The organism is Aliivibrio sifiae (assembly GCF_002954715.1).
Lineage (GTDB): Bacteria > Pseudomonadota > Gammaproteobacteria > Enterobacterales > Vibrionaceae > Aliivibrio > Aliivibrio sifiae.
Genome location: NZ_MSCP01000002.1, coordinates 88,325 through 101,663 on the forward strand (window position 1 = coordinate 88,325; position 13,339 = coordinate 101,663).

Consider the following 13,339-nt stretch of genomic DNA (forward strand, 5'->3'; position numbering starts at 1 on the left):
TTTGCCAAATATGAATAAACTAATCAGTTTTTTATTCGTATATTCATTTTTGATAAGAGGGTTGCTGTTATGGATACTAATGAAGCTCAAGTAAAGCTAACTTCGCTATATAATGAAATGCAGGGGCTTATCGATGAGATCACACAATTAAAAACAAACCCAAGCAGTAAACTCCGTCTTGATCATCAATATGCAGAGCTAGAAAAAATACTTCTAGAAAAAAGAAAGCAATTGGGCATTTCAATTGAAGATCTTGAACTGCAAACCGATATTTCTTTTTCAACGATACAGCGGATCTTAAAAGACCCTCATAATGCCAAGTTATCTAATGTTCTTAGCATTTGTAATGAATTAGGAGTGAAGTTATGGATAGAAAAGTAAATGTCTATCTGTATAAGCAACTCGCAGGGATATTAACTCAAAAAGACAATTGCTTTACTTTTACTTATAGCGAGAGTTATCGAGGAAAACCACTGTCTTTAAGCTTTCCCCTAAACGAGAAAAGCTTTACAGAAGAGCGCTTACATCCATTTTTTGCAAGCCTAGCCCCTGAAGGTTGGTTAAAAAAACGGTATTCAGAAATTCAAAAAATAGATGAAAACGATACGTTAGGCATGTTAATACAAAATGGAAATAACCTAATTGGGGCAGTTCGTTTAGAGAGGTTTGAAGAATAATGTATCCAGAAGATAAATGTTTAATCAGCCTGACTCCTTTAACGGATAAGAACCAGTCTCAAGATGAATATACCAAAGCAGGAATTAAATACTTAACGGCTGATCCAACAACAATAATGCGCCTACCTTTTACACGTAGCGGATTTATTACGGAGCAACCTAAAAAACAAAAAGGAATGAGTATTTCAGGGTATCAACCCAAGCTATCACTTGTTATCAATGAACAACAATTTAAAGTCGTAGAGAACGAAGCGCAGTACATCCTTAAGCCATCACCAGAAGAGTTTCCTCATTTAGCAGAAAATGAGCACGCCACTATGCTAGTGATGAAAGATTTAGGCTTTGTTATACCGGCGTTTGGGCTCGTTCGATTTAAAAAAGATGAGCAAGGTAATGAAGAGAAGGCGTTTATCATTAAACGTTTTGATCGCAATGAAAACAAAGAGCCGATCCATCAAGAGCAATTAGATGCGGCAATGAATATTGCGGAAAAGTATGGGAAAATCAAAGATGATGGCGAGAACTATGTGAGCTATGAGCGGATCTGGGATTTCCTTTCTGAAAACTTAGATAATACGTTACAACTTAAAAAAGATTTTTTTCGCCGAGTATTTGTTGCTTATCTATTGGGCAATAACGATTTACACCTTAGAAACTTTGGAATACTTCGCCCTGAAGTTGCAGAAGATAGTTTAGCCCCTGTTTATGATTATGTATCAGTTGCGCCATATAAAGAATACATCAGTGACCGAATGGCATTACCGTTGCTTAAATTGGAGGAAGGGGGAGAGGTGCAAAGCAATGGCTTTGAGAAGCACTCGCACTACACTGGCTATGATTTTATTCAGTTTGGTAACGCCATGAATCTAAGCCCAAAAATGACAATTAAACTGATGGATGACGTACTAAAGCATAAGGATCGTATTTTAAATATATATCGAGAAAGTTTTATATCTAAAGAGCAATATAGTGCAATAGAGAAGTGGATAATTTCGATAGCGTTTTATGCACAAGATCGGGATGAGTACATCCCTTAACTCAACAATACCGTGATCTTGAAAGTGATACCAATTCCATTAATTATCTGATCATTATTCCTGGTTAAATAACTCAATAGTTGCGTTAAAAATTATTATTGTAGAATAACTACTTATAAGAATTTTTTCCTTACTCTTAAGTGATTTTCCTGCGTAATAAATAGATCACCTAATTAGTTACATTGGTATTAATATTTTTATTGTCAGCGAGTAACGCTACCTCTAAGAAAAGTAATTTGAAATAAAATCAATGAAAGCACGAATGCGTTGGGGTTGGTGCTCACTATCTTTATAGACCATATACATAGGTAACTTCACCGTTTTATATTGTTCTAATATTTGCGTTAGTGAGCCCGATTTTAATTCGTGTTCTACCATCCATTTTGGCATTGCCGCTACGCCTTGCCCTAGTTTTGCCATTTGAACCAGCATCTCTGGGCTGTCACTTCGTACTTGTTCTTTTATCTTAACTTTTGTCTCTTTTCCATCATTGAAGCGCCATAGGTTCGATGGTGTCGATAACGAATAAGTTAGGCACTGGTGTTGTGCTAAATCCTCAGCAATTTCGATAGTAGGATGTTTTTCTAAATAATCAGGAGATGCAAAATAGATGAGTTCATTATCTATTATCCATCTTGCTTTTAGCCCTGAATCTTTGAGATAGGCCGCTCGAATAGCAATGTCTATATCGCTTTCAACTAAATCAACAAATTTATCCGATACCGATACATCAACAGAAAGCTCTGGATGTAAATTTAGGAATTCATTGAGTGGCACAGAGAGTTTTTTAACACTGAAAGCACTAGGAACAGACAGCTTTAAAGTGCCAGAGATGGACGTTTGTTCCTGTCGTAATTGAGATTCAACAAGGTTCATTTCATCAGTAAGTTTCAGCGCTAAATTTAAATATTGTTTACCGCCTGTTGTTAGACTGATAGCGCGAGCGTGACGATGAAATAAAGTAATGCCTACTTGTTTTTCAAGCCATGCAATCTTTTTACTGACCGCGCTTTGGGTCGTATTGAGTTCGTTCGCAGCAGCAGTAAATGTGCCTAAGCTAGCGACACGACTAAAGACTTTTAAACAATCAAACTTATCCATAGTCATTCCTATTTGGAATAGTAATAAGCCTAATATTAGCGTTCTTCTGTCCCAATTGGAATGCTTTAATGGCTCTATTGTTTATAGAGGAGTTAAATCATGTTGTTTATTCAAGGGTTATTAATCGCGTTTTTCTTGTTTGCTAGTTCAGTCAAAATGTTTGGTTGGGTAAAGGCGATATTTGAGCCACAACTTGCCTTCTTTCATCGTTATGGCCTGAACCGTGCGGCAATGTTTGCCGTGGGTGTTATTGAAGCCACAGGTGCTGTTGTGATGTTAGTGGGAATGTTTACAGCAAACCCAGAATTAAGTGCGATGGGTGCTAGTTTGATCACGCTAACTTCCATTGGGGCGATGTTCTTTCATTTTCGATTTGATACTTGGAAAGACGCGATTCCATCAATGGTGACGTTAGTGCTGTCTCTTATTATTGCGTTACCTTTATTAGAGAGATTGATTTAATTATTTTTGAATAAAAAATGGTGCGACACTGTCGCACCATTTGAAGGATTTGATAGTAACTACCTGATGATATTCAGTAACCGCTAAGTTCTAATTAAACGCATCATATGATGTAATGGCTTGTTTTAGTTGCTCAAAATCAGGGCTGCATAAATGCGGTTTGAGAGCATTGAATTTATCAGTAGGCCATTCGTAAACTTTAAAAGATAACAGCTCTTCTATCATGGAAGGCTCAAAGCGATATGTCACGTGTTTTGCTGGAGAACCTGCAACCACGCTATATGGCTCAACATCTTTGGTGACGACACTATTTGCGGCAATCACGGCACCTTCTCCAATCGTTACTCCGGGCATGATCATTGATCTCATGCCTAACCAAGCGCCATCATGAATGTGAGTATCCCCTTTGTTCGCATAAGAGTCGTCAATAAAGTCCATAAATGGGTATAAACAAAACCAATCTATTCTGTGGTTATGGTTTCCGCCCATTAAGATAATAACTTCAGCGGCGATACAGACGTAGTCACCAATATGTAGCTTATCGATTTCCCATCTTGGTTCCCATTGACGGCTGATTTTATCTCCGTGTAAATACCTCACAACAGAGTCTTCAAAGCCGTTATTCCAGCAATCACTGTAATAGCTATGGGTGCCTTTAATGTGAATGTTTTTGTTGGTTACGACTTCATGAAGTAACTGAAACTTTGACCAGTGTTTTTCTTGCATAATAAACCTTTAAACTTATATAAAAATAATGGGGTTAGCATCAATTTAAAATAAGTCAGTGGATTCTAGGCTGTTTCAGTAGGGGGGTAAGCTTCATGATTATTGTCCTTGCCGTTTGAGGGGATAATAACACATTGAGTTATTTTATAGGCTACTTTTGATATTTAGAAATCTTGAGAAGCCAAAACAAAAAAGGCATTAGCAACTTTGATGTTGCTAATGCCTAGAATTTGTCTGTTGAGCGTTATTAACGCTTATTCAACGTCGCAATCAGTACAGCATTGTAGAGCGATTTCGTGCTCAAATACCGCTACCTCGCTACCATCTTTTAGCAACTCAGCGATTTCATCTGCAACTTCTTTCTCATCGTCTGCTTCAATTTGACCTTCTAGATCTTCTTCAGAGTAACCGTAGAAATTCAGCAATAAGTAATCACGAGCTTCTGCTTTAGTACAAGTCACGTTTACTGAAAGATCGGCTTCAACGCCTTCTTGCTCGATAATTGCAGCCGCTTGGGCTACGACATCATCTTTCATTGTTGCTGTTAACCAACCAAGATCAGTGTTTACTTTGGTTTTTTTACAGTTAAAACAAGGCAGTTTGTGAAAGTAATATTGAAAGTTAGTCATAGGTAATTTCTCTTTGAGTGTTGTATAGCAAGATTATGCGTATTTTGGGGAAAAATACTATCTTAAATTAGGTTATTGCCCCGAAACTAATTTTCTGCGGACTCAAAGATAAGTAAATGAACCTCTAGGGCCTTAATTCAAAGATACCTATATTTTACTGTGACACTCTTGTTGTCACTAAAGGATAAATACGCCATAAGTGTGACACTTTCATCCAGAAAAGTGTCACCCTTAAAAGGGTATCTGTCATGAATAGGTTTGAAATCCAACGCAATATCGAGCGAAGATAAAGAGGATTGTTAAACAAGTCATACTTACGCTTGAATATCAATCCCTTGATATCATTGAATAGTTTATTAATACTGACAAAAAACCAGAGGGGTGATTAAAATATGTTCAGTTAATTATGAGTAAATGAAAGTAATGCTATGTTGGCTATACTTAGTGACATCTTATGCTCCGCCGACGAGGCTCTATGTATCTGAATCATTAGTAGCTTAAAATCTCGCACAGCAACAGCTTCTTCGACCCACAATACTACATCATAGCCAGTACTATGCTCATCGTATCTTAAGTCATGATCAATACTGATTTCAGTGACATCGCCTTTCTCCAAAAACACAATAGCATCTTCTGGCCAATAAACTCTGCACCAACCATGGAGGGTTTATCTCTTATCATCTAAGTAGACCATCATGTGCATTTACTATTAACTTCCAACTTTCGCCAGTTCTTACATATAACAGGAACTACATTTGTTGCCTTACCTCTCATGAACTTGTAACTAAAAGGAATTTTCCCTTTAATTTCAAGGGAAACAAGAGTTTTCTCAGCCCTAAATGGGGCTTTATTGAGTAAGCTAGCGGCTGGCTGAACTGATAGAGAGCTTCCAACCCCAAGTACTTTGTAAGCAGACTTAATATGTTCCCTCGCTTCCTCTAAGTGCATCACAGGTTCGCCAAACCAAACAATATTAGGTCTCAATTGGCTATTTAATTCACAATATTGACCAATCTCAATCCGCTTATCCCAGTCATAAGTAATTGAAGGTTCAATACTACTTTGTGCGCGGTTTAACTGCCCATGTAGGTGAATAACTTTCGAACTGCCAGCTCTTTCATGCAAGTCATCAACATTCTGAGTAATAATGACCACGTCATATACATCCTCTAACTCAGCTAGTGCTATGTGAGCTTTGTTAGGTTGTGCATTTTTTGCGGCAACTTTACGCTGATTGTAAAAGCTCAGCACTAGCTTAGGGTTACGCTCAAAGGCATCTTTCGTTGCTAGTTCATGAATAGAATAACTTTCCCATAAGCCATCACCATCTCGAAAAGTGCGCAAACCACTTTCGGCACTTATACCCGCGCCTGTAAACACAACAATCTTTCTCTTTCCTAGATTATTCACCATCATTTTCTCCCATGATCTAACTGTTGTGATTAATAGTAAGATGATAAGCGACACATCTTGACGCATAGCGTAATATTCTATACAAACAGCAATAACCAATTGATGTATAGGAATATAATGGACAGCGGATTGAGAAAAATATCAGTGCTAGCTAAGTTGTCACGACACAGAAAAATATCAGCTCCTGAAATCCAACAACAACTGATGGATGAAGGTGAATATGTATCACTTAGGACTGTACAAAGGGATTTAGTGGAGCTTTCAAGTAAGTTTCCGGTGTGTAGTGACGACAGTAAGCCTATTGGGTGGCATCTAAATAAAAACGCTGAACTCACTTTACCTGATTATGATTTAACTACAGCAATCACTTTTTCAATGGTTGATAAATATCTATCTAATTTGCTCCCTCCAGCTATGTGTGACCGCCTGACTCCTTATGTAAGGACGGCTAATCAGTTTCTAGCCGCTGAAAGTAAAAATCCAGCGAGTCAATGGCCAAAAAAGGTAATAGTTCACTCAAGAGGTCTGCCTTTGCAAACAAGTACAATTTCAGCTGAGACTATAGAAGCAGTCTATAGCTCTTTGCTATCTGAAATGTGTCTACAGCTTACCTATAAGTCTTTGAAATCAGGAAAAGAAACTAACTTTGTTTTTCACCCTCATGGCATTGTCGTGCGCAGTGAGCGTTCATACCTAGTCGGAAAATATGATGGTGATGAAGACATGAAGTCATTGCTGTTAAGCCGAATTGTAAACGCCGAGAAATCCCAAAGAATTGCAGATATAGACGTGAGCTTTTCTCTTGTAAATTACGTTAACAATGGAGATATGGAAGTAAAAAGAGGTGAGCGTAAATTAGAAGTAAAGCTATGGATAACAGAAGTTTTAGCAAAGATTTTAGTAGAAACACCGCTATCAAAAGAACAAATTATTAGTCCTGAAGGGGATGATTTTACAGTGAGCGCATTTGTAGATGACACAGATGAGTTCAGGCATTGGATTTTATCAATGTGTAATCATGCGACCGTGCTATCTCCTAGATCTTTACGAGAAGAGATCAAAGATACCTTACTAACCAGTATTTCTTACTATGAGGATTAGACATGACAACTAACGAGAACTTTGTACACAATACTCCAATAATTGATGTTTATTGGGAAGGCCCTTACACCATAGATAATATTGATGAAGCACAGAAAAGTGCTCACTGTTTATATCAAGTTTATGGGCCACACCCAGTCTATGGAATTAGCACTTTACTCTACATAGGGAAAACCGAAGCACAGACAATTGATAAGCGGATTAAGCAACATTCTTGGATTTCTAACCAAGCGGACGAGTGCAAAATTTATGTTGCGACATGTGCACTTTTTTCAAACTGGAAAAATTGGGGAGGAGACGAGCGAGAAAGATACGAGAAATTTGAAGAAATCAATGGAATAACAATTTCCAACCTCGAAGCACTTCTAATTTACGCTCATCAACCAAGTTACAATAGTCAAAGCCTAAAATCTACAGGCTTTACTAAGAAGGCATTTCGTATATTTAATTCAGGTTCACGGGTATTACTATTACCTGAAATCAGTACTCAATTTTATGCAGATCCAAATGTGACACATCCAGAGTAAGACGATTTAAGTGAGCGATTTAGTTAGTCGATGATATAGATTTTAATAATACAGTGCGATAGAGGATGTCGCGCTGATAAGTATACTTTCTCAATAAATTTGGGAGATAATGTTGAGCAGCTAAAAGCATTGGCATCAGTAACGCTAACAATATTACCCGAACGGTTATATGTCGTAATACAATAATCAAACTCGAAATCATCACATCCGCTAGCAAGTCCCTCTTCAGCTTCGTATAATTCTCGTAAAGGTTTACTTAATTCAAAAACAAGTTTGGAGATACATAACAGTTTTTCATTTAGTTTTTTGACCTTTGATAATTTAACTCTTTTAAAAGATTTGTTCTTTTTAGCCAAAATTTGGATAGCTTCTATTGCAGCAAGCATTTTAGAGCGAGCTGAGGGGTTTGAGCTATGTATAGAAATAATACTTGGTGGTTCATAACCATTTATTACAACATGTTCTTCTATCCAAAGTAACACGGTATATCCTGTGCCTATACCTTCATCATCACCTAAATCATGATCGAGGCTAAGAGCTGTCACATTGTGTGTTTTCAATATTTCAATGGTTTGCTGTGGTGTATATGTCCTTGTCCAACCGTTTGGTGTTGTTCGACAATCATCGAGATAAACTTTCATAAGGTCACCACTGAGAACTCAAAATGTATTTGCCGTTGAACATTTGGTAAAACTGAATAAGTTGCTCTTGCCACAACAGTTAATAGTAACTCCCATGTTGGAAATTGGTTTGATGTGATTTTTGACACAAATGCATTGTCGGATAAATAGACAATTTCTCCCTTAAAGTACCTTTGTCCATTATAGTCATAGAGAGGCATAAGTTCCGGTGGTTGAAAGTGCATTAACTCGAACTCAATAAGTTTGCTCACAATGGTAAGCAAACTATCTCCACAAGAAGCGAATTCAAGCTTTTCAATTAAATGAGATAAAAATAAACATTCAGTTACTGACTCACCATACTTCTCATATAGTCTGGAAATATCTTCACAGTTGTGGAATATCTGGTGTTGAATTGCAAAATAGTGCATAGCGAAGCGAAAGGTGTTGTTAGGCATAAAAACTCTCTCTAGTTGGTTGAAGAGAGTATGCATTGAGGATGCGACAGGGGCTGTCGTATTAAATGCTAATCAGGATTGTTCAAGATCCAAAGGCAGTGCTTGTTTACTATCAGAATAAAACTGTGTGCTTATTTCTGGTAGCAACAATGCTCTTTTTCCCGTATTGAACAGGCGAAATGGTTTTGCCGCAAAAGACGTCGACTTTAATCCCGCACTAGTGTAGCTCGGCTGGTGTGCATAGATTAATAGTGATTCGATAGCTGACAGCGTAATGCTCTTGAAGTCGTAGCGATCATATCGTTTTCTCTCATCCTTGTTCCAAGCTTTCCAGCCAGCAAAATTTCCGCAGGAAGCAATGTAAATTTGACAAAGATCAGCTTGGTTTTGAATCCAAGTATGCTCCTCAAGTCGTATGAAAATTTCATCTCTCTTTGACATACCAATGTAAAGCAAACTATCACAGCCATAGACAGGGTGACTGCCGTAAATTTGATAGAGACAATGTTCCTTAATTTCCTTAAGTTTCTTTAACGCATCTGATGAGTATGGACCTTCCCAATAAGCATCAATAATTGGTACTGCTTCGTTTTCTAAATTACACATATTTGCCGGGCTTTGTCGCTCTCGATTATGGGTTAGTAAGCGATAGTTAACAGGCTTGGACGTAAATGGACAATCTAGTACCTGTATATCCAGCTTATCGGCAAATGTTGTTGCGATACTCTCGGTCACCACCGCAATGCAATTACTAGTAACAACCATAGACATTAGCGACACAAGAGACGTACATTCAACCGCTCTATTGTGGGTAATGCCAGTCAGTTAAGTTGACTGGCATTTTTTTAGTTTGATGAAGCAGAGAGAGGCACTTATTGGTTGATACGAATGGTTAGCGCAAGCAAGTGAGATCATTCGTTTATATTATCGAACTATAGTGTTAACTTAGGTTGAATAAAATCAATAAATGCTGAGATACGTTTTGCAACAGATGATGATTTATAGAACACTGCATTAATTTGTTCTCTCCCTGTACTTGTCAGCTTCTCACTCTCTAATAGCGTAATTAACCGTCCTTCTTCAATATCTTTCTTAACCATAAAACCCGATAAACAAGCGATACCATTACCAGCTAAAGTTAGTTGTCGAACGGTTTCTCCATTACTAGATGTCAGTATGGGACTTAACGATTCAAAACCTTTCAAAGGCCAGACATTGAGAATTTTAGGCCCCGTAAATCCAATTGTGTCATGCTTAACTAAATCACTGCATTTCTTTGGAATCCCCCTATGTGATAAATAATCAGGAGTAGCAACAATATATAATAAACTGCGTCCAAGTAATCGAGCATGAAGTGTCGAGTCATTGAGAACACCAATTCTAATCGCTAAGTCGGTTTTCTTTTCCAATAGGTCAACAAAACCTTCATTAGAAGTGAGTTCCAAATCGATATGTGGGTATTCTTGATTAAATGCTTGTATTAGAGGTATGAGCTGATGGAAAACAAATGGACTGGCCGCATCTACTCGTAAGCGCCCTTTTGGTAACTCGCCGCGAGTGATGATCTCTTCCTCTGCTAGTTGGATCTTAATTAATCCAACTCGTACCGACTCTATAAATTGACGCCCTTCGTCGGTTAACTCTACTCGCCTAGTTGTTCGGTTAAGAATCGAGACCCCAAGTTGTTTTTCTACCTTACTCACCGCTCTTGATACACGAGCAACTTGAATATCTAATGCCTCTGCAGCTGCCGTAAATCCGCCACTATCGACTACCGTCAACAATATTTCTAAATCGTCAGACCGAGTTCTCATATCATTCCTTTTTCTGTTTTTTACTATCTTTTATTGCATATATAACAAATATCTTTTGTTAAAGCCTCTATTTTTCTCAACTATTGTTCCAAGCATAATGCCTTCATTGAAACAGATCGCGGTATCACAGGTAATCAACTTCACCTCATATCGCTCTATATAATACTAAATATAAGTGAGTAAATTATGCCCTTAGCACTTCTTGCATTGACGCTCAGCGCCTTTGCTATAGGAACAACAGAATTTGTTATTGTTGGGTTGCTCCCAACAATGGCTACCGACTTAAACGTCTCTTTACCATCCGCAGGGCTTTTAGTTAGTCTTTACGCCCTTGGTGTTGCCATTGGCGCGCCAGTTTTAACTGCGCTTACGGGTAAATGGAATCGAAAGCACGTATTACTAAGCGTCATGTCTCTTTTTGTCGCAGGTAATCTACTCGCATGGCAAGCTCCTAGCTATAGCACCTTAATCGCTGCCCGAATTTTGACGGGTTTAGCACATGGTGTGTTCTTCTCTATTGGTTCGACTATCGCTACAGGTTTAGTTTCTAAAGAAAAGGCGGCCAGTGCCATTGCTATTATGTTTACAGGTTTAACTGTAGCATTAGTCACTGGTGTTCCACTTGGTACTTATATCGGTCAAGCTTTTGGTTGGCAGTCAACGTTCCTTATTGTGGCCGTTTTAGGTTTAGTCGCGTTAATTGGTAGTGCTTTCTTAGTACCGAATAACCTTAAACAACCTCCAGTGTCAAAACTATCTTCACAACTGAAGGTACTAACACAACCACGATTACTATTGGTCTATGCCATCACGGCATTAGGCTACGGTGGGACATTTACTGCATTTACGTTCCTTGCCCCTATTTTAGAGCAAGTTTCAGGATTCAACCCTAGCGCTATTAGTTTAATTATGTTGGTGTATGGTGTTTCTGTCGCTGTTGGTAACATTTTTGGCGGGAAAATGGCGGATAAAATTGGTCCAATCAAAGCGCTGACTATCATTTTTTCAGGTTTAGCTGCTATCTTAGTCGTATTTAATTTTACTGCAGTTCACCCTATTGCAGCAGTGGCGACTATCTTAGTTTGGGGAGCGTTTGCCTTTGGGAATGTTCCAGGGCTGCAAGTGTATGTCGTAAAACTAGCAGAGAAACATACTCCTGATGCTGTTGATGTAGCTTCTGGATTTAATATTGCTGCTTTTAATGTGGGTATTGCTCTTGGTTCTTGGGGAGGCGGCTTGATTGTTGCGAAAGCAGGACTTATGCATACGCCATGGGTTGGCGCTATCATTGTTCTTATTGCACTAGCTCTCACTCGTTATAGTGGTCGACTAGACCGTCGTAACGAAGAAAAATGCGAAGCGCTTAAATTAGCGTAAACAAAATTTTTTAAATTTGACTATTGTTTGTTGGTAATTTTGCAAGTGGAGTATGAGGAGGAACTCCATTTTTAGTGGATAACAACTCTAAGCTATTTTGGGGCAGTAGCAGGTTAGCTATTACCCCAAAGCTTACACAGTGTGAACCCTAAACCTCTCCCGCCACCGCGCATTGGCCTTCAATCATTATCTTCTGTTTCTTCTCTAGTATTTCAAATACAATCAACAACACCGCAGCTATAACAGCACCAACAAAGCATAAATACAGTGCGCTGTAGTAGTTGTATAACTCACCCACCACACCCACCATCACGCTTGATACCAACACACTGATATTTAACATGTTTGAGAAAAGGGTAGACGCAGTACCTAATCGGTCTTTCATCATATCTTGTAATGCCACCATACCTAGCGTTGCACAAACACCAATAAAGAACCCATTTAATATTTGAGCAATAAGCATTGAGGTAAAACTCGTACTTGATAGCATAACAAGAAAGAAAAAAGCACCAGAGATAACACCAAGAATTATCACTCTAATTGTCCCTAATTTTTCAGCCATTTTACCTGCAGCAAGCATTACTGGGATCTCGCAGGCTGCCGCCATACCAAACATCAAGCCTAACCAACTCACATTTACTTGTAGTTCTTGTGAAAGATATAAAGGCATACTGGTGATGTATAAATTGTTGGCAGAAAAGGCAAATACAATGATAAAGCAGTATAGAACAACCATACGGCCTAATGGTTTATGTTCTGTACTCACTGCACTTCGTTCTTCTTTACTTACCACATTATCAGGAATGAATTTAGCGACGATCAAGACAGCGACAGATACTGTGACTGCTGATACTGCAAACGCGGCACTAAAGCCAAATTGTGCTTTAAGCATAAATGCGGCAGGAGGACCAAATACCCACGCAATAGCAAGCCCTGCTCGCATGGTAGCTAAAAAGTTTGTGCTGTTAGCTATGTGTCTATCGCCATATTCTCGGCCTAATGCAAATAATTGACCAAATGAAGCGCCACTTACACTACCAAACACAACTGCAACCGTTACGGCTAACCAATAATCTCGCACTACAACAAAACTAGATACCAATAATAAATAGCTAGTGAGCGATACAATTAGGATGGTTTTGCGGTTCCAATGGCTGTCTGAGCGTTTGGCAATAAAGTGAGAGACAAACACAGAACTACTTACTGCAAGCGTCATATAAAGACTGAGCATCATTGGTGATGCGCCAAGTTCTTCGACAATAAATAGGCTCGATAATGGATAAAAAAAGGCGCCGCAAAGCCCAGTAACAAAAGCAGTAAAAATAAACAATAAAGAGGTTTTATCTTTGTACATAGTGTAATTCCAAAACGAATAAGGAGGATATTTGATTTATGGG

At 38.4% G+C, this 13,339-nt stretch carries 15 protein-coding genes and 2 pseudogenes; 7 read left to right on the forward strand and 10 right to left on the reverse strand.

Features of this window, described 5'->3' with window-relative positions:
- Positions 1 to 69 precede the first annotated feature (69 nt).
- The 3 genes from BTO23_RS11745 to BTO23_RS11755 are packed head-to-tail and all read left to right on the forward strand — an operon-like array spanning position 70 to position 1,714.
- Positions 70 to 381 (forward strand): helix-turn-helix domain-containing protein, encoded by a 312-nt coding sequence (locus BTO23_RS11745; protein WP_105063597.1) that lies wholly within the window; start codon positions 70 to 72, stop codon positions 379 to 381.
- Positions 366 to 677: a HipA N-terminal domain-containing protein gene (locus tag BTO23_RS11750; protein ID WP_105063598.1), complete on the forward strand. Its 312-nt coding sequence runs from the start codon at positions 366 to 368 to the stop codon at positions 675 to 677. Before BTO23_RS11745 ends, BTO23_RS11750 begins: the two co-directional genes overlap by 16 nt.
- The gene (locus tag BTO23_RS11755; protein ID WP_105063599.1) at positions 677 to 1,714 is read left to right on the forward strand and encodes a type II toxin-antitoxin system HipA family toxin; all 1,038 of its coding nucleotides are present in this window, start codon (positions 677 to 679) and stop codon (positions 1,712 to 1,714) included. The genes BTO23_RS11750 and BTO23_RS11755 overlap by 1 nt, the downstream gene beginning before the upstream one ends.
- 222 nt (positions 1,715 to 1,936) lie before the next feature.
- Here the strand turns inward: BTO23_RS11755 and BTO23_RS11760 are convergent, their stop codons facing one another.
- Positions 1,937 to 2,815, reverse strand: a complete 879-nt coding sequence (locus BTO23_RS11760) for a LysR family transcriptional regulator (RefSeq protein ID WP_105063600.1) — start codon at positions 2,813 to 2,815, stop codon at positions 1,937 to 1,939.
- A gap of 99 nt (positions 2,816 to 2,914) precedes the next feature.
- On the opposite strand from BTO23_RS11760, the gene BTO23_RS11765 reads away from it, so the two are divergent.
- Positions 2,915 to 3,277: a DoxX family protein gene (locus BTO23_RS11765; protein WP_105063601.1), complete on the forward strand. Its 363-nt coding sequence runs from the start codon at positions 2,915 to 2,917 to the stop codon at positions 3,275 to 3,277.
- A gap of 90 nt (positions 3,278 to 3,367) precedes the next feature.
- On the opposite strand, the gene BTO23_RS11770 is transcribed toward BTO23_RS11765, so the two are convergent.
- The 4 genes and pseudogenes from BTO23_RS11770 to BTO23_RS11785 all read right to left on the reverse strand — a co-directional run bounded on the left by BTO23_RS11770 (position 3,368) and on the right by BTO23_RS11785 (position 6,048).
- Positions 3,368 to 4,003, reverse strand: coding sequence for a CatB-related O-acetyltransferase (locus tag BTO23_RS11770; protein ID WP_105063602.1), 636 nt, complete (start codon positions 4,001 to 4,003; stop codon positions 3,368 to 3,370).
- Positions 4,004 to 4,257: 254 nt separating this feature from the next.
- A complete protein-coding gene (locus BTO23_RS11775; protein WP_105063603.1) occupies positions 4,258 to 4,632 on the reverse strand; it encodes a hypothetical protein in 375 nt (124 codons plus the stop codon).
- A 400-nt stretch (positions 4,633 to 5,032) separates the two neighbouring features.
- A pseudogene (locus BTO23_RS11780) lies at positions 5,033 to 5,281 on the reverse strand (cyclic-phosphate processing receiver domain-containing protein); the annotation flags it as partial.
- A gap of 44 nt (positions 5,282 to 5,325) precedes the next feature.
- Positions 5,326 to 6,048: an SIR2 family NAD-dependent protein deacylase gene (locus BTO23_RS11785; protein WP_211295929.1), complete on the reverse strand. Its 723-nt coding sequence runs from the start codon at positions 6,046 to 6,048 to the stop codon at positions 5,326 to 5,328.
- 114 nt (positions 6,049 to 6,162) lie between these two features.
- On the opposite strand from BTO23_RS11785, the gene BTO23_RS11790 reads away from it, so the two are divergent.
- Complete coding sequence (locus BTO23_RS11790) at positions 6,163 to 7,146, forward strand: helix-turn-helix transcriptional regulator (protein ID WP_170066735.1); 984 nt, start codon at positions 6,163 to 6,165, stop codon at positions 7,144 to 7,146.
- A gap of 2 nt (positions 7,147 to 7,148) precedes the next feature.
- Positions 7,149 to 7,673 (forward strand): GIY-YIG nuclease family protein, encoded by a 525-nt coding sequence (locus BTO23_RS11795; RefSeq protein WP_105063606.1) that lies wholly within the window; start codon positions 7,149 to 7,151, stop codon positions 7,671 to 7,673.
- A gap of 23 nt (positions 7,674 to 7,696) precedes the next feature.
- Here BTO23_RS11795 and BTO23_RS21455 read toward each other — a convergent pair whose 3' ends face one another.
- The 4 genes and pseudogenes from BTO23_RS21455 to BTO23_RS11815 all read right to left on the reverse strand — a co-directional run bounded on the left by BTO23_RS21455 (position 7,697) and on the right by BTO23_RS11815 (position 10,565).
- The gene (locus tag BTO23_RS21455; RefSeq protein ID WP_211295930.1) at positions 7,697 to 8,314 is read right to left on the reverse strand and encodes a cyclic-phosphate processing receiver domain-containing protein; all 618 of its coding nucleotides are present in this window, start codon (positions 8,312 to 8,314) and stop codon (positions 7,697 to 7,699) included.
- The gene (locus BTO23_RS11805; RefSeq protein WP_105063607.1) at positions 8,311 to 8,751 is read right to left on the reverse strand and encodes a hypothetical protein; all 441 of its coding nucleotides are present in this window, start codon (positions 8,749 to 8,751) and stop codon (positions 8,311 to 8,313) included. The genes BTO23_RS21455 and BTO23_RS11805 overlap by 4 nt, the downstream gene beginning before the upstream one ends.
- 603 nt (positions 8,752 to 9,354) lie before the next feature.
- A pseudogene (locus tag BTO23_RS11810) lies at positions 9,355 to 9,546 on the reverse strand (LysR family transcriptional regulator); the annotation flags it as partial.
- Between the two features lie 137 nt (positions 9,547 to 9,683).
- Positions 9,684 to 10,565: a LysR family transcriptional regulator gene (locus BTO23_RS11815; RefSeq protein ID WP_105063608.1), complete on the reverse strand. Its 882-nt coding sequence runs from the start codon at positions 10,563 to 10,565 to the stop codon at positions 9,684 to 9,686.
- Between the two features lie 186 nt (positions 10,566 to 10,751).
- Here BTO23_RS11815 and BTO23_RS11820 point away from each other — a divergent pair, with 186 nt between their 5' ends.
- Complete coding sequence (locus tag BTO23_RS11820) at positions 10,752 to 11,942, forward strand: MFS transporter (protein WP_105063609.1); 1,191 nt, start codon at positions 10,752 to 10,754, stop codon at positions 11,940 to 11,942.
- 148 nt (positions 11,943 to 12,090) lie between these two features.
- Here the strand turns inward: BTO23_RS11820 and BTO23_RS11825 are convergent, their stop codons facing one another.
- Positions 12,091 to 13,296: a sugar efflux transporter gene (locus BTO23_RS11825; RefSeq protein WP_105063610.1), complete on the reverse strand. Its 1,206-nt coding sequence runs from the start codon at positions 13,294 to 13,296 to the stop codon at positions 12,091 to 12,093.
- Positions 13,297 to 13,339 lie beyond the last annotated feature (43 nt).